General features: G+C 67.7%; 14 protein-coding genes and 1 pseudogene. 12 read left to right on the top strand and 3 right to left on the bottom strand.

All coding sequences use genetic code 11. The features are described from left to right. Positions 1-23: 23 nt before the first annotated feature. Complete coding sequence (locus AB431_RS17910; protein ID WP_200902653.1) at positions 24-1208, top strand: patatin-like phospholipase family protein; 1185 nt, start codon at positions 24-26, stop codon at positions 1206-1208. A gap of 291 nt (positions 1209-1499) precedes the next feature. Here the strand turns inward: AB431_RS17910 and AB431_RS17905 are convergent, their stop codons facing one another. After that, entirely contained in the window at positions 1500-1874 is a 375-nt protein-coding gene (locus AB431_RS17905) for a hypothetical protein (protein WP_144418294.1), read from the bottom strand. A gap of 206 nt (positions 1875-2080) precedes the next feature. Beyond that, complete coding sequence (locus AB431_RS17900; RefSeq protein WP_047331068.1) at positions 2081-3661, bottom strand: FMN-binding glutamate synthase family protein; 1581 nt, start codon at positions 3659-3661, stop codon at positions 2081-2083. A gap of 117 nt (positions 3662-3778) precedes the next feature. Here AB431_RS17900 and pheS point away from each other — a divergent pair, with 117 nt between their 5' ends. From pheS to argH, 10 genes and pseudogenes are all read left to right on the top strand, one after another. Then, positions 3779-4822, top strand: a complete 1044-nt coding sequence (gene pheS, locus AB431_RS17895; protein WP_047331067.1) for a phenylalanine--tRNA ligase subunit alpha — start codon at positions 3779-3781, stop codon at positions 4820-4822. Continuing rightward, positions 4822-7317 carry a phenylalanine--tRNA ligase subunit beta gene (pheT, locus tag AB431_RS17890; RefSeq protein ID WP_047331066.1) on the top strand — a complete coding sequence of 832 codons (2496 nt, stop codon included), beginning with the start codon at positions 4822-4824 and terminating at the stop codon, positions 7315-7317. The genes pheS and pheT overlap by 1 nt, the downstream gene beginning before the upstream one ends. Positions 7318-7442: 125 nt before the next feature. Continuing rightward, positions 7443-8477, top strand: coding sequence for an N-acetyl-gamma-glutamyl-phosphate reductase (gene argC, locus AB431_RS17885; protein ID WP_369802917.1), 1035 nt, complete (start codon positions 7443-7445; stop codon positions 8475-8477). A 35-nt stretch (positions 8478-8512) separates the two neighbouring features. Further along, entirely contained in the window at positions 8513-9733 is a 1221-nt protein-coding gene (gene argJ / locus AB431_RS17880) for a bifunctional glutamate N-acetyltransferase/amino-acid acetyltransferase ArgJ (protein WP_047331064.1), read from the top strand. Then, positions 9730-10599: an acetylglutamate kinase gene (gene argB, locus AB431_RS17875; protein ID WP_047331063.1), complete on the top strand. Its 870-nt coding sequence runs from the start codon at positions 9730-9732 to the stop codon at positions 10597-10599. The genes argJ and argB overlap by 4 nt, the downstream gene beginning before the upstream one ends. Then, a complete protein-coding gene (locus tag AB431_RS17870) occupies positions 10599-11765 on the top strand; it encodes an acetylornithine transaminase (RefSeq protein WP_047331062.1) in 1167 nt (388 codons plus the stop codon). The genes argB and AB431_RS17870 overlap by 1 nt, the downstream gene beginning before the upstream one ends. Then, positions 11762-12691, top strand: coding sequence for an ornithine carbamoyltransferase (argF, locus tag AB431_RS17865; protein WP_047331061.1), 930 nt, complete (start codon positions 11762-11764; stop codon positions 12689-12691). The genes AB431_RS17870 and argF overlap by 4 nt, the downstream gene beginning before the upstream one ends. Further along, positions 12670-13173 (top strand): arginine repressor, encoded by a 504-nt coding sequence (locus AB431_RS17860; RefSeq protein ID WP_082135720.1) that lies wholly within the window; start codon positions 12670-12672, stop codon positions 13171-13173. Before argF ends, AB431_RS17860 begins: the two co-directional genes overlap by 22 nt. A 40-nt stretch (positions 13174-13213) precedes the next feature. Continuing rightward, positions 13214-14422, top strand: coding sequence for an argininosuccinate synthase (locus AB431_RS17855; protein ID WP_047331059.1), 1209 nt, complete (start codon positions 13214-13216; stop codon positions 14420-14422). After that, positions 14419-15830, top strand: a pseudogene (gene argH / locus AB431_RS17850) (argininosuccinate lyase). Before AB431_RS17855 ends, argH begins: the two are co-directional and overlap by 4 nt. A 1-nt stretch (position 15831) precedes the next feature. Here the strand turns inward: argH and AB431_RS17845 are convergent. Beyond that, positions 15832-17613 (bottom strand): ABC-F family ATP-binding cassette domain-containing protein, encoded by a 1782-nt coding sequence (locus tag AB431_RS17845; protein WP_047331058.1) that lies wholly within the window; start codon positions 17611-17613, stop codon positions 15832-15834. 159 nt (positions 17614-17772) lie between these two features. Here AB431_RS17845 and AB431_RS17840 point away from each other — a divergent pair, with 159 nt between their 5' ends. Then, a complete protein-coding gene (locus AB431_RS17840; protein WP_235435945.1) occupies positions 17773-20730 on the top strand; it encodes an acyl-CoA synthetase in 2958 nt (985 codons plus the stop codon). Positions 20731-20774: the final 44 nt, after the last annotated feature.

The following is a 20774-nucleotide window of genomic DNA, read 5'->3' as shown; positions in this document are numbered from 1 at the left end:
GCTGTGATCTGGACGGCGGGCTGGTGAGCTACCGTGATCGGCTGCGGGCGGACGGCCCCAAAAAGATGCTCGCCATCGACGGTGGCGGCATTCGCGGTGTCCTCGCACTGGAAATACTCGCGGAGATCGAAGCGCAACTGCGCGAGGGGCTATCTCGGGATCACAACTTCGTCCTTGCCGATTACTTCGACTACATCGCCGGAACCAGCACGGGTGCGATCATCGCCGCAGGTTTGTCATGTCGCATGTCAGTGGCGCAGCTTCGTCAGTTTTACAGCACCCACGCCAAACCGATGTTTGACCGTGCATTCATCACCCAGTGGTACAAGCAGCGTTACAGCAGCGAACGCCTGCAGGAGCTGCTACAGGAGACGTTCGGCGACATCACCTTTGGCGATGAGCGTCTGGACACGTTGTTGATGATGGTTTTGCGTAACGCCACAACGGATTCACCATGGCCGCTGAGTAACAACCCGGGCGGAATGTTCAATGCGGATGCTGAGAACAGCAATCTGCGCCTGCCGTTGTGGCAGCTGGTACGGGCGAGCACCGCGGCACCGGTCTACTTCCCGCCCGAGAGAATCCGCGTCGGCTCAAGCGATTTCGTCTTCGTCGATGGTGGTTTGACCATGTACAACAATCCGGCCTTTCACCTTTTTCTGATGGCTACCCTCGGTGTCTACCGACTGGGCTGGCCCACCGGGGAGGACCGGTTGATGTTGGTGTCGGTCGGCACCGGCACAGCTCCCAAGGCTGTCGACAGCCTTCGTCCCGACGACATGAATCTGCTGTTCAACGCGACCTCAGTGCCGGCAGCCCTGATGTCGGCAGCCCTGCATCAACAAGATCTGCTCTGCCGGGTGTTCGGGCGCTGCCGTTACGGTTCGGTGTTGGATCAAGAGGTTGGTGATCTTATGGCTGACGGGGATGCGCTACCGGGCGCGCGGTTGTTCACCTATGTCCGCTACAACGCCGAACTGACCCGCGTCGGCCTCGACGCGCTGGGGTTGCACGACATACAACCGGAACCTATTCAAAAGATCGATTCCGTCGACCACATCGGCGACCTTCAACGTATCGGTCAGCGTGCCGCCCGGAAGGGCACATTTCCCACTTCGACGGGTTTCTATAGTCGACAGGGTCGCGGGGGCTACCCGCACAGGTTCGCACGTTCTTCGCGCTCGGCGGTCGTTCGCGGATTACCGTGACAGCTGGGCGCTGAAGATTTCGGATAGACCGCAAGGAGGTGTCGGTTATGCAGACACTCTGGTTCGTCAGGGTCACCCTGGTTACGGCTGTTATGCCGATCGTTCTCGTCGTGGCGGGCGGTTCCGCCAATGCCCAGGCGCCATCGCCCGGTGACCCGTGCGTGGAGTTTCACGCCACCAGCCAGGACGACACTGGTCGGACGATGTGGTGCAATCCGACCATGACCGGAAGCCACAGTCTCGTGTGGCAGTACGGCGGACCGGCTTAGCGACCGTGCGGACGCGGTGTCATCACGGCGAGTACAGGCTCCAGACCGATGATGACGCGGCGGGGACATACCCGTCACCGCCCGGCAGCAGCACCTTTCCACCCGCGTAGCACCATACGACGTAGTCGTCGCTAGATAGCCCGAACGCGTAGTTCGGACCCGAGCATGGGCTGCCGACCGGACCGACGGGCGGAGCATCGCTCCAAGCCCCCTGTGACCACGCAGTCCACGTCAGGGCGTCCTCGCCCGTCCCTGGCGGCGCGGCGCAGAACATCTTCGCGCCGGTGGTGGAATCGGCCGAAATCTTCATCCAGTCGGTGCACTGTGCCCCGAGGGTGTCGGCGGCGGCGACCGGTGCCAGCGATACCGACAACACGGCGACTGCCGCGACGGTCAACGGAACATGAAACATGAGGACCCCCAGGTCTTTATCGATATCGTACTGGACCGAGCCAGGCACCAAGCGGTGTTTGGCCAGGTGAGATGTGTGGACTGGGCGGTGTCCGATGTCAGGGCCTGCTGATCTCCGCGACGAGGTCCGTCGTCGGTGGGAAAATTACTCCGCGGCTTGAGGATTGGATGAAGCAAGGTGGCAGGCACCGCTCACCGGAACTCCTCCGCGGACGCTTCGATCCAGTCCGAGCGCCACGACTCCGGCGGGTCGTCGAGAAGCTCCCCGGGCATCAGCCAGTCGTAGATCTCAGCGTAGGTGCGCGTGCGCTGCCCCTCGATGCGGCGGTTGAGCATCGACGGCTCGAGATCGCCGAATCCGTTTAGCCCCATCGAGGCAACGATCTGGGCAGCGCTGGCCACGGTGGCCCGTTGGAAGTTGACCACCCGCTCGGTCTTGTCGGGAACGTAGAGCGCCCGGGCGCGAGCTCTGTCCTGGGTGGCCACCCCGGTCGGGCACTTGTTGGTATTGCACTTCATCGCCTGAATACAGCCGACCGCGAACATCATTGCCCGCGCGGACATCGTGAAGTCCGCGCCCTGGCAGATGCGGCTGACAATATCGACGCCGCTGGCCACTTTGCCCGACGCCCCGATCTTGATAGACCTTCGCAGCCCGCTACCGACGAGCGCGTTGTGCACCAGCATCAGGCCCTCGGTCAGCGGCATGCCGACGTGGTCTTCGAATTCCTGTGGCGCCGCACCGGTTCCGCCCTCGGAGCCGTCGACGATGATGAAGTCCGGCGTGATGCCGGTGTGCAGCATGGCTTTGCAGATCGACAAGAACTCGGTGCGCGCCCCGATGCACAGCTTGAACCCGATCGGCTTGCCGCCGGACAGGCTGCGCAGCGTCGCGATGAAATGCATCATCTCCAACGGGGTGTGGAATGCGGTGTGGGACGGCGGGGACACCACCGTCTGCCCGATCGGCACACCGCGAGTCGCGGCGATCTCGGCGCTCACCTTGGCGCCAGGCAGTACGCCGCCGAGGCCGGGCTTGGCGCCCTGGGACAGCTTGATGGAGATGGCCTTGACCGTGGGCCAGGCGGCCTTCTCCTCGAACAGTCCCGCATCGAAGTGCCCGCCCGCGTCGCGGCACCCGAAATATCCCGAGCCGATCTCCCAGATCAGGTCGCCGCCGTGCTTGAGGTGGTAGGGGCTGATCCCGCCCTCGCCGGTGTCGTGGGCGAATCCGCCGCGGGCCGCGCCGCCGTTGAGTGCCTCGATCGCATTGCCCGACAGCGCGCCGAAGCTCATCGCCGAGACGTTGAACAACGCAATGTCGTACGGCGCGGAGCAGTCGGGGCCGCCGAGCCGCACCCTGGGCGCGAGGTCGGTGGCCAGCCGGGCGCGCAGCGAATGGCGCAGGAATTCGTAGCCCAGCGCGTTCACGTCACGCTCGGTGCCGAACGGTTCGTCGCTCTTGGTGGCCTTGGCCCGCTCGTAGACCATGTCGCGGGTCTCCCGGTCGAACGGGCTGGCCTCGGTGTTCGATTCGATGAAGTACTGCCGGATCTCCGGACGTAGCGCCTCGGCCAGCCACCGCGCGTGTGCGATGACCGGGTAGGACCGCAGCAGGGTGTGCCGGGTCTGCAGTAGGTCCCACGTTCCCAGCGCCGCGGCTGCCGCCACCGGTGCCGCGAGCAGCCACCACCACGGGTCGAATACGAACGCCAGTCCCGCGACGGCCAGCGCGACCACCCATACGGCCGCAACGGCGAGAGCTCGGAGCATCGGGATTCCTTGGGGTGAAATGCCTGCGAGGCGTCATTGTGGCATCACCTATGATCGGCACTTGCGTCACATCCGTGGCGGAGCCAACCCCAGCTGCCAAAAGGAGCGTCTTGCCGCGTGGGTTCCCAACCCGTTGACCTGTCGCAGGAATCGCTGACCGAGGCGGTCAGCGCGGCCCGGCATGCCTTCGAGCAGGCGGCCGACCTGGATGCGCTGGCCCGCGCCAAGACTGATCACCTCGGGGACCGCGCGCCGCTCGCCCTGGCCCGCCAGGCACTGGCCACGCTGCCCAAAACCGACCGCGCCGAGGCCGGCAAGCTGGTCAACGTCGCCCGGGGCGACGTGCAGCGCAGCTACGACGAGCGACTGGCGGTGCTGCGCGCCGAGCGCGACGCGGCGGTCCTGGTCGCCGAGGCCATCGACGTCACGCTGCCCTCGACGCGGCAGCCCGTCGGGGCGCGGCATCCGATCACGATCCTGGCCGAGCACATCGCCGACACCTTCATCGCGATGGGCTGGGAGCTGGCCGAAGGCCCGGAGGTCGAGACCGAGCAGTTCAACTTCGACGCGCTGAACTTTCCGCCCGACCATCCGGCCCGCAGCGAGTCCGACACCTTCCACATCGCCCCGGAGGGATCGCGCCAGCTGCTGCGCACGCACACCTCCCCGGTGCAGGTGCGCACCCTGCTCGATCGCGAGCTGCCGGTCTACATCGTCTCGATCGGGCGCACCTTCCGCACCGACGAACTCGACTCCACCCACACCCCGGTCTTCCATCAGGTCGAGGGCCTCGCGGTGGACCGCGGGCTGACGATGGCTCACCTGCGCGGCACGCTCGACGCGTTCGCCCGCTCGGAGTTCGGCGAGGGCGCCCGCACCCGGATGCGGCCGCACTTCTTCCCGTTCACCGAACCGTCCGCCGAGGTGGACATCTGGTTCCCCAACAAGAAAGGTGGCCCCGGCTGGGTCGAGTGGGGTGGCTGCGGCATGGTCAATCCGAACGTGTTGCGCGCCGCCGGAATCGACCCCGAGGTCTACTCCGGCTTCGCATTCGGGATGGGGCTGGAGCGCACCCTGCAATTTCGCAACGGCATCCCTGACATGCGTGACATGGTCGAAGGCGATGTCCGGTTCTCGCTGCCGTTCGGGGTCGGCGTCTGATGCGGCTTCCCTACAGCTGGCTACGCGAGGTCGTGCAGCGCGGCGCACCCGACTGGGATGTCACGCCCCACGACCTGGAGCAGGCGCTGATCCGCGTCGGCCACGAGGTCGAGGACATCATCACTCTGGGGCCGGTCAACGGCCCGCTTACTGTCGGTCGAGTCACCGCAATCGAGGAGCTCACCGAGTTCAAGAAGCCGATCCGGGCGTGCAAAGTCGACGTGGGTGAGGACGATGACCGCGATATCGTCTGCGGCGCAAGCAACTTCGCGGTTGGCGACCTCGTCGTGGTGGCGCTGCCGGGCACCACGCTTCCCGGTGACTTCCACATCGCCAGCCGTAAGACCTACGGCCGGCTCTCCGACGGAATGATCTGCTCGACGGCCGAATTGGGCTTGGGCACAGATCATTCCGGGATCCTGGTGCTGCCCCCGGACACCGCCGAACCCGGCGCCGACGGTATCGCCATCCTCGGTCTCGACGACGTGATCTTCGACCTTGCGGTCACCCCGGACCGTGGCTACGGCATGTCGGTTCGCGGTATCGCCCGTGAGATCGCGTGTGCCTATGACCTGGACTACGCCGACCCCGCGGACGTCCCGCCGCTGCCCGCCGACGGGGTGGCACTGCCGGTCACCGTCGAATCCGGCACCGGCGTCAGCCGTTTCGCGTTGCGACCGGTCACCGGCATCAATCCGAACGCGTTGTCGCCGTGGTGGCTTCGCCGCCGGCTGATGCTCTCGGGTATCCGGCCGATTTCGCCGGCCGTCGACGTCACCAACTACGTGATGCTCGAACTCGGGCACCCGATGCACGCGCACGACCGCAGCCGGATCAACGGTGAGTTCGTCGTCCGCTTCGCGAAGCCCGGGGAGACCGTCGTCACCCTCGACGGCATCGAACGCAAGCTCGACCCCGCCGATGTGCTGATCGTCGACGACGTGGCGACCGCGGCGATCGGTGGCGTCATGGGTGCCGGCACGACCGAGATCGACGACGACTCCACCGACATTCTGCTGGAGGCTGCGGTGTGGGATCCTGCCGCGGTATCGCGCACGATTCGCCGCCTGCACCTGGTCAGCGAGGCCGGCCGGCGCTACGAACGCTCCGTCGACCCCGCCATCTCGGTGGCCGCAGTGGACCGGTGCGCCCGGCTGCTGGGCTCGATCGCCGGCGGCACCGTCGAACCCACGCTCACCGACTGGCGCGGTGACCCGCCGCGTGACGACTGGTCACCGCCGCCGGTGCGGATGCGGTTCGATCTACCCGATCAACTGGCCGGGGTGGAGTACGACGGCGGTGCCACCGTCAAGCGGCTGACCCAGATCGGCGCCGAGGTGGTCGAGGACGGTGACGACCCGGCGATTCTGGTCGTGACTCCGCCGAGTTGGCGGCCCGACCTGGTGCAGCCCGCCGACCTGGTCGAAGAGGTGCTGCGGCTGGAAGGCCTCGACAAGATCCCGTCGGTGCTGCCGACCGCTCCGTCGGGTCGCGGCCTGACCGCGGCACAGAAGCGGCGCCGCGCGGTCGGCAAGTCGTTGGGCTTGTCGGGCTACGTCGAGGTGCTGCCCACCCCGTTCCTGCCTGCCGGCATCTTCGACCAGTGGGGCCTGCCCGACCGTGATCCGCGGCGGGTCACCACGACGGTGCTCAACCCGCTGGAGGCAGACCGGCCCCACCTGGCCACCACCCTGCTGCCCGCGCTGCTGGAAGCGTTGTCCCGCAATGTATCCCGTGGCTTCGGAGACGTCGCCCTGTTTTCCATCGCGCAGGTGGTGTACCCCACCGATCAGACCGCGGGTGTCGAGCTGATCCCGACTCATCGCCGGCCGAGTGAGGATGAGATCGCGGCGCTGGATGCCTCGCTGCCCAGCCAGCCGGTTCACGTTGGTGCGGTGCTGACCGGGTTGCGCGAGCCGCGCGGGCCCTGGGGGCCCGGGCGTGCGGTGGAGGCCGCCGACGCCTTCGAGGCCGTGCGGACCATCGCCCGCGCCTGCGGTGTCAGTGTGACACTGCGGGCGGCGCAGTACCTGCCGTGGCATCCCGGCCGGTGCGCGGAGGTTCTGGTTGACGGGCGGGTGGTCGGGCACGCCGGACAGCTGCACCCCGCGGTCATCGAGCGTTCCGGGCTGCCGAAGGGCACCTGCGCTCTCGAGCTGGATCTGGACGCCGTGCCGATCACCGAGACGTTGCCCGCCCCGCGGGTGTCGCCGTTCCCGGCGGTGTTCCAGGATGTCAGCCTCGTGGTCGCCGGTGATGTCGCTGCCCAGGCGGTCATCGACGCCGTGCGCGCCGGCGCCGGGGAGCTGCTCGAGGATGTGTCGCTGTTCGACGTCTACACCGGTCCGCAGATCGGCGCGGACCGCAAGTCGCTGACGCTGGCGCTGCGGTTCCGGGCGCCGGACCGGACGCTGACCGAAGACGAGGCCAGTGCCGCCCGCGACGCCGCGGTGGCCGCGGCCGCCGAGCGGGTCGGCGCCGAGCTCAGGACCTGATTCCTCTTCCGCCCAAACCGACATTTGGCAGGGATTGTGCGAGTGGATCGCAACAATTCGTCGATCTCGGCGACGCAGTCGGGAATCTATTTGCATACTTGTGCATAACCATGCAGAATTCGGGCATGACTTCGGTGGCGATTGCCGGTGCCAGCGGCTATGCCGGTGGCGAGATCCTGCGTCTGTTGCTCGGACATCCGGCGTACGCGGACGGCCGTCTGACCATCGGCGCGCTGACCGCCGCCGCCAGTGCGGGCACCCACTTGTCCGAGCACCACCCGCACCTGTTGCCGCTGGCCAACAGGGTGCTCGAGCCCACCGAGCGCGACATTCTGGCCGGCCACGACGTGGTCTTCCTGGGCCTGCCACACGGCCACTCGGCTGCCCTGGCTGAGCAGCTCGGCGAGGACACGCTCATCGTCGACTGCGGCGCGGACTTCCGGCTCACGGACGCCGACGCCTGGCAGCGGTTCTACGGCTCGGAGTATGCGGGCAGCTGGCCGTACGGGCTGCCGGAACTGCCGGGTGGGCGGGACCGGTTGCGGGGTACCAACCGGATCGCCGTGCCGGGTTGTTATCCGACTGCCGCGCTGTTGGCCCTGCTGCCTGCTGTCGCCGAAGATCTGGTCGAACCGGCGGTCACCGTGGTGGCGGTCAGCGGTACCTCCGGGGCGGGTCGTGCCGCGAAAGTCGACCTGCTTGGGTCGGAGGTCATCGGCTCGGCGCGCGCCTACAACATCGCCGGTGCGCATCGACACACCCCGGAGATCGCCCAGGGTCTGCGGGCGGTGACCGACCGCGACGTCACCGTTTCCTTCACTCCGGTGTTGATCCCGACCTCCCGCGGAATCCTGGCCACCTGCACTGCCCGTACTCATGCGCCGGTGTCGGAGATCCGCGCGGCCTATGAGAAGGCCTACGACGCGGAACCGTTCATCCACCTGCTGCCCGAAGGGCAATTGCCCCGCACCGGAGCGGTGATCGGTAGCAACGCTGCGCAGCTGGCAGTGGCCGTTGATGCCGACGCCGGCGTCCTGGTCGCGGTGTGCGCCATCGACAATCTGGTCAAGGGCACGGCCGGCGCGGCGGTGCAGTCGATGAACCTGGCGCTCGGTTGGCCGGAGACCGAAGGGCTGTCGATCGTGGGGGTGGCACCGTGACGCGTATCGGAGGGCAGGAGCGGAGCGACCCGGGAATGGGCACTAACGAGACGAAACTGGTTCGCACACAGGGGGTTACGGCGCCGGCTGGATTCCGTGCGACGGGAATTGCCGCCGGTATCAAGGCGTCCGGCGCGCTCGACCTGGCGTTGGTGTTCAACGAAGGCCCCGACTATGCGGCCGCCGGGGTGTTCACCCGTAACCAGGTCAAAGCGGCGCCGGTGCTGTGGAGCCAGCAGGTGCTCACCAGCGGGCGGCTGCGCGCGGTGCTGTTGAACTCCGGTGGCGCCAACGCCTGTACCGGCGCTGGTGGCTTCCAGGACACCCACGCGACCGCCGAGGCCGTTGCCGCAGCACTGTCGCGTTGGGGCACCGAGACCGGTCCGATCGAGGTCGCGATCTGCTCGACAGGCCTGATCGGCGACCGGCTGCCGATGGAAAAAGTGCTGCCCGGTGTCACCGACATCGTCCACGAACTCGGCGGCGGGCTGACCGGCGGTGAGGAAGCCGCGCGTGCCATCATGACGACCGACACGGTGCCCAAACAGGTTGCGCTGCATCACTCCATCGAGTCGGGGGAGAACTGGACCATCGGCGGCATGGCCAAGGGGGCCGGCATGTTGGCCCCGTCGCTGGCCACGATGCTGGTGGTGCTGACCACCGACGCGGTGGCCGACGCCGCCGCCCTGGACACCGCGCTGCGTCGAGCCACCGCCAGGACCTTCGACCGCCTCGACGTCGACGGCAGCTGCTCCACCAACGACACCGTGCTCCTGCTGGCCTCCGGCGCCAGTGAGATCGCGCCCAGCCAGGAGGATCTGGACGCGGCCGTGCTGCGGGTGTGCGACGACCTCTGCGCACAACTGCAGGCCGACGCCGAAGGGGTCACCAAGCGCATCGCGATCACCGTCACCGGCGCGCCGGGCGACGACGACGCGGTCACTGCCGCCCGTATCGTCGCCCGCGACAGCCTGGTCAAGACTGCGCTGTTCGGTTCCGACCCGAACTGGGGCCGGGTGCTGGCCGCGGTCGGCATGGTCCCGTTCGCGATCGATCCGCAGCGGATCACCGTGTCGTTCAACGGGTTCCCGGTGTGCATCGACGGCGCCGGCGCGCCCGGTGCCCGCGACGTGGACCTGTCGGGTGCGGACATTGCGGTGACCGTGGACCTCAAGCTCGGCGACGGAGAGGCGACCATCCGCACCACCGACCTCTCGCACGCCTACGTCGAAGAGAATTCGGCCTACAGCTCATGACCGCGACCGTGAACACCAAGGCCGCGGTGCTCGCCGAGGCGCTGCCCTGGCTCAAGCAGCTCAACGACAAGATCGTCGTCGTCAAATACGGTGGCAACGCGATGACCGACGACCGGCTGAAGGCCGCGTTCGCCGACGACATGGTGTTCCTGCGCAACACCGGTGTCCACCCTGTCGTCGTGCACGGTGGCGGCCCGCAAATCAGTGCGATGCTCAAAAAGCTTGGTATCGCCGGAGAATTCAAGGGCGGCTTCCGGGTCACCACGCCCGAGGTGCTCGACATCGCGCGGATGGTGCTGTTCGGTCAGGTCGGTCGCGAACTGGTGAACCTGATCAACGCTCACGGCCCGTACGCCGTCGGCATCACCGGCGAGGACGCCCAATTGTTCACGGCAGTGCGGCGCGGCGTGACCGTCGACGGTGTCCTCACCGACATCGGCCTGGTCGGCGACGTCGAACACGTGAACACCGCAGCGGTGCTGGATCTCATTGCGGCCGGGCGTATCCCGGTCATCTCGACCATCGCGCCCGACGTCGACGGTGTGGTGCACAACATCAACGCCGATACCGCCGCTGCCGCAGTGGCCAGGGCGCTGGGCGCCGAGAAGCTGTTGATGCTCACCGACGTCGAAGGTCTGTACACCGACTGGCCCGACCGCGACTCCCTGGTGAGCCAGATCGATACCGTCGCCTTGACCAAGCTGTTGCCCAACCTGGAAAGCGGCATGATCCCCAAGATCGAGGCCTGCCTGCGGGCCGTCGAGGGCGGGGTTCCCAGCGCACACGTGATCGACGGCCGCGTCGAACACTGCGTGCTCGTCGAGCTGTTCACCGACGAAGGCACCGGAACGAAGGTGATTCCCTGATGACGCTGCTCGAACGTTGGGCCGACGTGATGATGGACAACTACGGAACCCCGCCCCTGGCACTGGCCAGCGGTGAAGGCGCCGTGGTGACCGATGAGAACGGCAAGACCTACCTCGATCTGCTGGGCGGCATCGCGGTCAACATCCTCGGCCACCGGCATCCGGCGATCATCGACGCGGTCACCACTCAGCTGAACACGCTGGGCCACACGTCGAACCTGTATGCCACCGAGCCGGGAATTGCCTTGGCCGAGGCGCTGGTTGACCAGCTAGGCACCCCGGCGCGGGCGTTCTTTTGCAACTCCGGCGCCGAGGCCAACGAGGTCGCCTTCAAGATCACTCGGCTGACTGGGCGCACCAAGCTCGTCGCCGCTAAGAATGCATTCCACGGCCGCACCATGGGCGCGCTGGCTTTGACCGGGCAGCCCGCCAAGCAGGCACCGTTCGAGCCGCTTCCGGGTTACGTCACGCACGTGCCCTACGGGGACGTCGCGGCGCTCGAACAAGCTGTCACCGAGGAGACCGCCGCGGTGTTCCTCGAACCGATCATGGGCGAGGGCGGCGTCGTGGTGCCACCCGAGGGCTACCTGGTGGCGGCCCGCGACATCACCAGCCGCCACGGCGCCCTGCTGGTCCTTGACGAGGTGCAGACCGGCGTCGGGCGTACTGGTGCTTTCTATGCCCACCAGCACGACGGCATCACACCCGACATCGTCACGTTGGCAAAGGGTCTCGGTGGGGGACTGCCGATCGGCGCCTGCCTGGCCATCGGCCCGACCGCCGACCTGCTGACGCCGGGGTTGCACGGCAGCACCTTCGGCGGCAATCCGGTATGCACCGCGGCCGCACTGGCGGTGCTCAAGGTGCTGGCGCAAGAGGATCTGGTCACCCGGGCCGACGTGCTGGGCAAGGCGCTGAGCCACGGCATCGAGGCGCTGGGTCACCCGTTGGTCGACCATGTCCGCGGCCGGGGCCTGCTGCGCGGCGTGGTGCTGACCGCCCCGCAGGGCAAGGTCGTCGAAACCGCCGCCCGCGAGGCCGGTTTCCTGGTCAACGCCGCAGCACCGGACGTGGTGCGGCTCGCTCCACCCCTGATCATCACCGAAGCGGAGATCGACAGCTTCCTCAACGTACTACCCGCGATCCTGGATGAGGCGGCCCGATGAGCACAGTGCGACACTTCCTGCGCGACGACGACCTGCAACCCGCGGAACAGGCCGAAATCCTCGAGCTCGCAGCAACTCTGAAGAAGGAGCCGATGAGCCGGCGGCCGCTGGAGGGCCCGCGCGGGGTGGCGGTCATCTTCGACAAGAACTCCACCCGCACCCGGTTCTCCTTCGAGGTGGGCATCGCCCAGCTCGGCGGACACGCGGTCGTGGTCGACGGCCGCGCCACCCAGCTGGGCCGTGAAGAGACCCTCGAGGACACCGGGCGGGTGCTCTCTCGCTACGTCGATGCGATCGTCTGGCGCACGTTCGCTCAACAGCGGTTGAACGCAATGGCCTCGGCGGCAACGGTTCCCGTGGTCAACGCGCTCTCCGATGAGTTTCACCCGTGCCAGGTGCTGGCCGACCTGCAGACCCTGGCCGAACGGAAGGGCTCGCTGAACGGACTGCGGATGACCTACTTCGGCGACGGCGCCAACAACATGGCGCACTCTCTGATGCTCGGCGGGGTGACGGCCGGTATCCACGTCACTATCGCCGCGCCGGCGGGATTCGAGCCGCACCCGCTGTTCGTCGCCGCCGCCGAACACCGCGGCCGGCAGACCGGTGCAACCGTCACGCTCACCGCCGATCCAGTGGCCGGCGCGAAGGGCGCCGACGTGCTGGTCACCGACACTTGGACGTCGATGGGTCAGGAGAACGACGGACTGGACCGGGTGCTGCCGTTCCGGCCGTTCCAGCTCAACGCCGCACTGCTCAACCAGGCCGACTCCGAAGCGGTTGTGCTGCACTGTCTTCCGGCCCACCGCGGCCACGAAATCACCGACGAGGTGATCGACAGCACACACAGCGCGGTGTGGGACGAGGCCGAGAATCGGCTGCACGCGCAGAAAGCGCTGCTGGTGTGGCTGTTGGAGAAGCGGTGACCAGCGAGGTCAGCACCACGCGAGCCGGGCGGCAGGCCCGGATCGTGGCGCTGCTGTCCTCGCGGTCGGTGCACAGCCAGAGCGAACTCGCCGCGCTGCTCGGCGACGAGGGCATTGAGGTCACGCAGGCCACCTTGTCACGCGACCTGGAAGAGCTCGGCGCGGTCAAGCTGCGCGGCGCCGACGGCGGCAGCGGCGTCTACGTCGTGCCCGAGGACGGCAGCCCGGTGCGCGGGGTGTCCGGCGGCACCGAGCGGGTGTCGCGTCTCCTCGGTGATCTGCTGGTGTCCACCGACGCCAGCGGAAACCTGGCCGTGCTGCGCACCCCGCCCGGTGCGGCGCACTATCTGGCCAGTGCCATCGACCGGGCCGCGCTGCCCGACGTCGTGGGTACCGTCGCCGGTGACGACACAATCCTGGTGGTGGCCCGCGAGCCGATGACCGGCGCGCAACTGGCCACCATGTTCGAAACCATCCACTAAGAGAACTAAATCCGCTAGACCAAAGACTAAGGAGCACTTCATGTCCGAACGCGTCATCTTGGCGTATTCCGGTGGCCTGGACACCTCGGTGGCCATCAGCTGGATCGGCAAGGAGACCGGCAAAGAGGTGGTGGCCGTGGCCATCGACCTCGGCCAGGGCGGCGAGGATATGGAGGTCGTCCGCCAGCGCGCCCTGGATTGCGGTGCCGTCGAAGCGGTCGTGGTCGATGCCCGCGACGAGTTCGCCGAGCAGTACTGCCTGCCGGCCATCCAGTCCAACGCCCTCTACATGGACCGTTACCCGCTGGTGTCCGCGCTGAGCCGGCCGCTGATCGTCAAGCACCTGGTGACCGCGGCGCGTGAACACCGCGGCGGCATCGTCGCGCACGGCTGCACCGGCAAGGGCAACGACCAGGTCCGCTTCGAGGTCGGATTTGCCTCGCTCGCCCCGGATCTCGAGGTGCTGGCGCCGGTCCGCGACTACGCCTGGACCCGGGAGAAAGCGATCGCCTTCGCCGAAGAGAACGCCATCCCGATCAACGTCACCAAGCGCTCGCCGTTCTCCATCGACCAGAATGTCTGGGGCCGGGCGGTGGAAACCGGCTTCCTGGAACACCTCTGGAACGCGCCGACCAAGGACGTCTACGACTACACCGAAGACCCGACCCTGAACTGGAGCACCCCCGACGAGGTGATCGTCGGCTTCGAGCGCGGTGTGCCGGTCTCGATCGACGGTAATTCGGTCACTGTCCTGCAGGCCATCGAGGAGCTCAACCGCCGCGCAGGCGCCCAGGGCGTCGGTCGCCTCGACGTCGTCGAGGACCGCCTCGTCGGCATCAAGAGCCGGGAGATCTACGAGGCCCCCGGCGCCATGGTGCTGATCACCGCCCACACCGAGCTCGAGCACGTGACCCTGGAGCGCGAGCTCGGCCGGTTCAAGCGCGGGACCGACCGCAAGTGGGGCGAGCTGGTGTACGACGGTCTGTGGTTCTCACCGCTGAAGCGGTCGCTGGAGGCGTTCGTCGCCGACACCCAGCAGCACGTGACCGGTGAGATCCGGATGGTGTTGCACGGCGGGCACATTGCGGTCAACGGCCGGCGCAGCCCGACATCGCTGTACGACTTCAATCTCGCGACCTACGACGAGGGCGACACGTTCGACCAGTCGTCGGCCAAGGGTTTCGTCCACGTGCACGGACTGTCGTCGAAGATCGCCGCGCGCCGGGACTTGGCAGGCAATCAGACGTGAGCACCAACGAGGGCTCGCTGTGGGGTGGCCGCTTCGCCGACGGGCCGGCGCCCGCGCTGGCGGCGCTGAGCAAGTCCACCCACTTCGACTGGGTGCTGGCGCCCTATGACGTCGCGGCCTCGAAGGCGCACGCCAAGGTGCTGCACGCCGCGGGCCTGCTGACCGACGAGCAGCGCGACGGGTTACTCGCCGGCCTCGACAGCCTGGGCAACGACGTCTCCGACGGCAGCTTCACCCCGCTGGACACCGACGAGGACGTGCACGGGGCGCTGGAGCGCGGCCTCATCGACCGCGTGGGTCCCGAGCTCGGCGGCCGACTGCGGGCCGGGCGTTCCCGAAACGATCAGGTGGCCACCCTCTTTCGGATGTGGCTGCGGGACGCGATGCGCCGGATCGCCGACGGTGCGCTCGAAGTGGTCGGAGCACTGGCGACCCAGGCTGCCGCGCATCCCACTGCGATCATGCCGGGCAAGACCCACCTGCAGGCCGCACAGCCGGTGCTGCTGGCGCACCACCTGCTGGCGCACGCACACCCGTTGCTCAGAGACGTCGACCGCATCGCCGACTTCGACGACCGCACCGCGGTCTCGCCGTACGGCTCGGGTGCCCTCGCGGGGTCCTCGCTGGGCCTGAATCCTGACGCCATCGCCGCGGAGCTGGGATTCGCTGCTGCGGCGGATAATTCGATCGACGCGACGGCATCCCGGGACTTCGCCGCCGAGGCCGCCTTCGTGCTGGCGATGATCGGGGTCGACCTGTCTCGTCTCGCCGAGGACATCATCCTCTGGAGCACAACCGAATTCGGCTACGTGACATTGCACGACTCGTGGTCGACCGGCAGCTCCATCATGCCGCAGAAGAAGAATCCGGACATCGCCGAACTGGCCCGCGGCAAGGCCGGCCGGTTGATCGGCAACCTCGCCGGGCTGCTGGCCACACTCAAGGCGCAGCCGCTGGCCTACAACCGCGACCTGCAGGAGGACAAGGAGCCGTTGTTCGACTCCGTTGCGCAGCTGGAACTCGTTCTGCCCGCAATGGCCGGGCTGGTCGCGACCCTGCGCTTCGACACCGACCGGATGGCTGCGCTGGCGCCGGCCGGCTACACCCTGGCCACCGACGTCGCCGAATGGCTGGTCCGTCGCGGCGTGCCGTTCGGGTGGCGCACGAAGCGGCCGGTGCGGCGGTGCGTGCCGCCGAGGGTCGCGGCGTGGGCCTAGACGAGCTCACCGATTCCGAACTGGCCGGGATCAGTGGTGAGCTGACCCCCGAGGTGCGTGACGTGCTGACCGTCGAAGGGTCGGTGTCCTCCCGCGATGCCCGCGGCGGCACTGCCCCGATCCAGGTGGCCAATCAGCTCGGTGTGGTGCGGGACAGCGTCGAGAGGCTGCGAATTCGACTGCGCCGCTGAGCTAGTCGACCAGCTCGGACAGCTCCAGCCAGCGGTTCTCCTTCTCGGCCACCTCGGCCTCCAGATCGCGCAGCTGCTGCGTCAGCTTGCCCAAGCCGACATGGTCGGACTGGTCATGCTCGGCCAATTCGACGTGTTTGGCGTTCACCCGGTCGCTCAGTTTGCTCAGCGCCCGGTCCAGGGATGCGATTTCCTTTTCCACACCGCGCAATTCGGCACCCGACAGCGCCGGCGCGGCAGCTTCTTGTCGCGCTGGTGTCGACGCACCACCGGCAGACTCCCGGCGCGCCTTGATGCGCAGGTACTCGTCGATCCCGCCCGGCAGATGCCGCAAGTGGCCGTCGAGGATGGCGTACTGCTGATCGGTGACCCGCTCGAGCAGGTACCGATCGTGGGAGACCACGATCAGAGTGCCCGGCCATGAGTCGAGCAGATCCTCGGTGGCCGACAGCATGTCGATGTCGACGTCGTTGGTCGGCTCGTCGAGCACCAAGACGTTGGGCTCCTCCAGCAGCGTCAGCATCAACTGCAGTCGCCTGCGCTGTCCTCCCGAGAGCTCACCGACCCGCGACGAGAGCTGCTCTCGGCGAAAACCCAAGCGCTCCAACAACTGTGTGGGGGTGATGTCCTTGCCGTCCACCTGGTAATCGGTCTTGAGCCGACCGACGACTTCGCGGACCATGTCGTCGGCGATCTCGGTGAGCTGACTGGATTGCTGGTCGAGCATCGCCAGCCGCACCGTCTTGCCGCGCTTGACCCGGCCCGAATCGGGGTTCAGCGTTCCCGCGATCAACCCCAGCAGCGTCGACTTTCCCGCGCCGTTGGCGCCGACGATGCCGGTGCGTTCACCAGGCGCAATGCGCCATTCCACATCGCGGAGAACGGGTTTACCGTCATAAGCGACCGACACGTCGAGCAGGTCGATGACGTCCTTGCCCAGCCGTGCAGTGGCCAGCTTGGCCAACTCGACCCCGTTGCGAAGCGGCGGCACGTCTTCGATCAGCTGGTTGGCCGCGTCAATGCGGAATTTCGGCTTGGACGTTCGGGCCGGGGCGCCGCGACGCAGCCAGGCCAGTTCCTTGCGCATCAGGTTCTGCCGCTTGGCCTCCGCGGCGGCGGCGACACGGTCGCGTTCGACGCGCTGGAGCACATACGCCGCGTATCCGCCGTCGAACGGCTCGACGACCCCGTCGTGCACCTCCCACGTGGTGTCGGCGACCTCGTCGAGGAACCAGCGGTCGTGAGTGACCAGAAGCAGGCCCCCGGCATTGCGCGGCCACCGCGACTTGAGGTGCTCGGCCAGCCAGGTGATGCCTTCGATGTCGAGGTGGTTGGTCGGCTCGTCGAGGGCGATAACGTCCCAGTCTCCGATCAGCAGCGCTGCCAACTGCACCCGCCGACGCTGCCCGCCGGACAGCGCGGACATCGGCGACTGCCAGTCGAGATCGGCCACCAGTCCGGCGACGACGTCGCGGATGCGGGGGTTGCCCGCCCATTCGTGCTCGGGGATGTCGCCGACGAGCAGTTCACCGACGGTGCTCTGGGGCGGCATGGTGTCGGCCTGGTCGAGAGCGGTGACGCGCAGCCCGCCGCGCCGGGTCACCCGGCCCGAATCGGGCGAGAGCCGCCCGGTCAGCATCGCCATCAGGCTGGACTTGCCGTCGCCGTTGCGCCCGACAATCCCGATACGGGCACCGTCGTTCACACCGACGGTCACGGATTCGAAGACCACCTGAGTCGGATATTCGAGATGGAGCGCTTCGGCGCCGAGCAGGTGTGCCACTGGCAACAGGCTACTGGTCAGGGCTCAAAGCGAACGGAAGCGGTTCGGCGTTATGCCATGATGTGCTGGCTGTCGGGGCCTTATGCAGCAGCGATGTGGGACAGGGGAGCAGCCGTGGATCTGAACTTGTCGGCGGTCACCAGGCCTGTGGAACGGCTGATGGCGACGGCCCAGAACGGTTTCGAGGTACTGCGCTGGGGCGGTCTGGAGACCGGGGCGGTGCCGTCACCCTTCCAGATCGTCGAAGACAAGACCATGTACAAGCTCCGCCGCTATTTCCCGCCGGACAGCAGGCCCGGCCAAAAGCCTGCCGGCCCGCCGGTGCTGATGGTCCACCCGATGATGATGTCGGCCAACATGTGGGACGTCACCCGCGAGGACGGCGCCGTCGGCATCCTGCACGAGGCGGGCATCGACCCGTGGGTGATCGACTTCGGCTCGCCCGACGAGATCGAGGGCGGCATGGAGCGCAACCTCACCGACCACATCGTCGCCCTCAACGAGGCCATCGACACCGTCAGGGACATCACCGGTCAGAGCATCCACCTTGCCGGCTACTCCCAAGGCGGCATGTTCTGCTACCAGACCGCGGCCTACCGGCGCACCAAGGACATCGCGAGCATCGTCGCATTCGGTGCCCCGGTGGACACGTTGGCCGCGCTGCCGTTGGGCATCCCACCCAACATCGGCGCGGTGGCGGCGGACTTCATGGCCGATCACGTGTTCAACCGCATCGACATCCCGGGTTGGTTGGCCCGCACCGGCTTTCAGATGCTCGACCCGCTCAAGACCGCGAAGGCGCGCATCGATTTCCTGCGCCAGCTGCACGACCGCGACGCGCTGCTCCCACGCGAGCAGCAGCGGCGCTTCCTGGACTCCGAGGGCTGGATCGCCTGGTCCGGTCCCGCGGTGTCGGAGTTGCTCAAGCAGTTCATCGCGCACAACCGGATGATGTCCGGCGGTTTCGCGATCAACGGTCAGTTGGTGACGCTGTCCGATATCACCTGCCCGGTGCTGGCGTTCGTTGGTGAGGTCGACGACATCGGCCAGCCCGCGTCGGTGCGTGGCATCAAGCGCGCCGCTCCCGGCGCCGACGTCTACGAGGTGATGATTCGGGCCGGCCACTTCGGACTGGTGGTGGGATCCAAGGCGGCGACGTCGACATGGCCGACGGTGGCTGACTGGGTGCGCTGGCTATCCGGGGAGGACGCCCGGCCGGCGAATATCGCGCCGATGCTGGACAGCGATGCCGAGCCCGACGACTCCGGGGTCGCCCTGTCCGCGCGCGTGATGCACAGCATGGCCGAGGCCTCCGAAGTCGCCTGGTCGCTGGCCCGCGGCGCGGCGGGTGCGGTGGTGAACACCCGCAAGTCGATGCGCACGCTGGCGGTGGAGACCGCCCGCACGCTGCCGCGGCTGACCCGGCTGGGCCAGATCAACGACCACACCCGGATCTCGCTGGGCCGGATCATCGACGAGCAGGCCGGCGAAGCCCCCAACGGCGAGTTCCTGCTGTTCGACGGCCGGGTGCATACCTACGAAGCAGTGAACCGACGGATCAACAACGTGGTCCGAGGCTTGATCTCGGTCGGCGTTCGCCAGGGCGTGCGGGTCGGCGTCCTGATGGACACCCGGCCGTCGGCGCTGGTGGCGATCGCCGCGCTGTCCCGCCTCGGCGCGGTGGCGGTGCTGATGCCGCCCGACGCCGACCTCGACGAAGCGGTCCGGATCGGGGGCGTCGCCGAGGTCGTCACCGACCCCGGCAACCTCGACGCGGCCCGCAAGTTGCCGGTCAAGGTGCTGGTTCTGGGCGGCGGCGAGAGCCGGGACCTGAATCTGGCCGCCGACAGCGACGTCGTCGACATGGAGAAGATCGACCCGGACATCGTCGAACTGCCCGGCTGGTACCGCCCCAATCCGGGCTTCGCCCGCGATCTGGCGTTCGTCGCGTTCAACACCGTCGGCGGCGTGCTGGTGCCCAAGCAGATCACCAACTACCGCTGGGCGTTGTCGGCGTTCGGCACCGCCTCGGCCGCTGCGCTGGGCCGTGGTGACACCGTGTACTGCCTGACGCCCTTGCATCACCAGTCCGGCCTGCTGGTCAGCCTCGGCGGCGCGGTGGTAGGCGGCACGCGGATCGCGTTGTCGCGCGGGTTGCGTCCGGACCGCTTCCTCGCCGAGATCCGCCAGTACGGCGTCACCGTCGTCTCCTACACCTGGACGATGCTGCGTGCCATCTTGGATGACACTGCCGACGACTCCGGCCTTTTCATGCGCGGCAACCATCCGGTGCGGCTGTTCATCGGCTCGGGCATGCCGCCCGGGCTGTGGCAGCGGACCGTCGACGCCTTCAGCCCGGCCAACGTCGTCGAGTTCTTCGCCACCACCGATGGTCAGGCCGTGCTGGCCAACGTGGCGGGGCTCAAGATCGGCAGCAAGGGCCGGCCGCTGCCCGGGGGTGGGCAGGTCGAACTGGCGGCCTATGACGCCGACGAGGACCTGATCATCGAAGACGACCGTGGGTTCGTCGCGGTGGCCGAGCCGAACGAGGTCGGTGTGCTGCTGGCCCGGCCATGGGGCCCCATCGACCCGACGGCGTCGGTCAAGCGCGGGGTGTTCGCCCCCGGCGACACCTGGATCTCCACGGAGTATGTGTTCCGCCGAGACGCCGATGGCGATTTCTGGCTGTTGGGCAACCGCCCGCTGCTCATCCGCACCGAGCGCGGTGTGGTGTTCCCGGAGGCGGTCACCGACGCCGCCAACCGGATCGCCGTCGTCGACCTCGCCGCCACCTACGGCGTCGAGGTGCCCGGCGGCGTCGTCGCTGTCACCGCGATCACGCTGCGCCAGGGAATGACCGTCACCACGGCGGATCTGACCGACGCGTTCGCGTCGATGCCGGTGGGACTGGCGCCCGACCTCGTCCACGTGGTGCCCGAGATCCCGCTCAGCGCCACCTGCCGCCCGACCGTGTCGGCGTTGCGGGCGGAGGGGATACCGAAGGCGACGCGTAACGCCTGGCTTTTAGAGCCCGATACGGGGAAGTACAAGCGCTTGACGGCTTCGGCACGCGCTCGGCTTCGCGGTACCGATGACTCGAGCGGGACCGAGAACTGAGCCTCTGCCGAGGTCGCGCGGCGCTGTTAGGCTCGCCGATAGTC

This window comes from Mycobacterium sp. EPa45 (genome assembly GCF_001021385.1).
GTDB lineage: Bacteria > Actinomycetota > Actinomycetes > Mycobacteriales > Mycobacteriaceae > Mycobacterium.
This window is presented reverse-complemented; position numbering and strand designations above follow the sequence as displayed.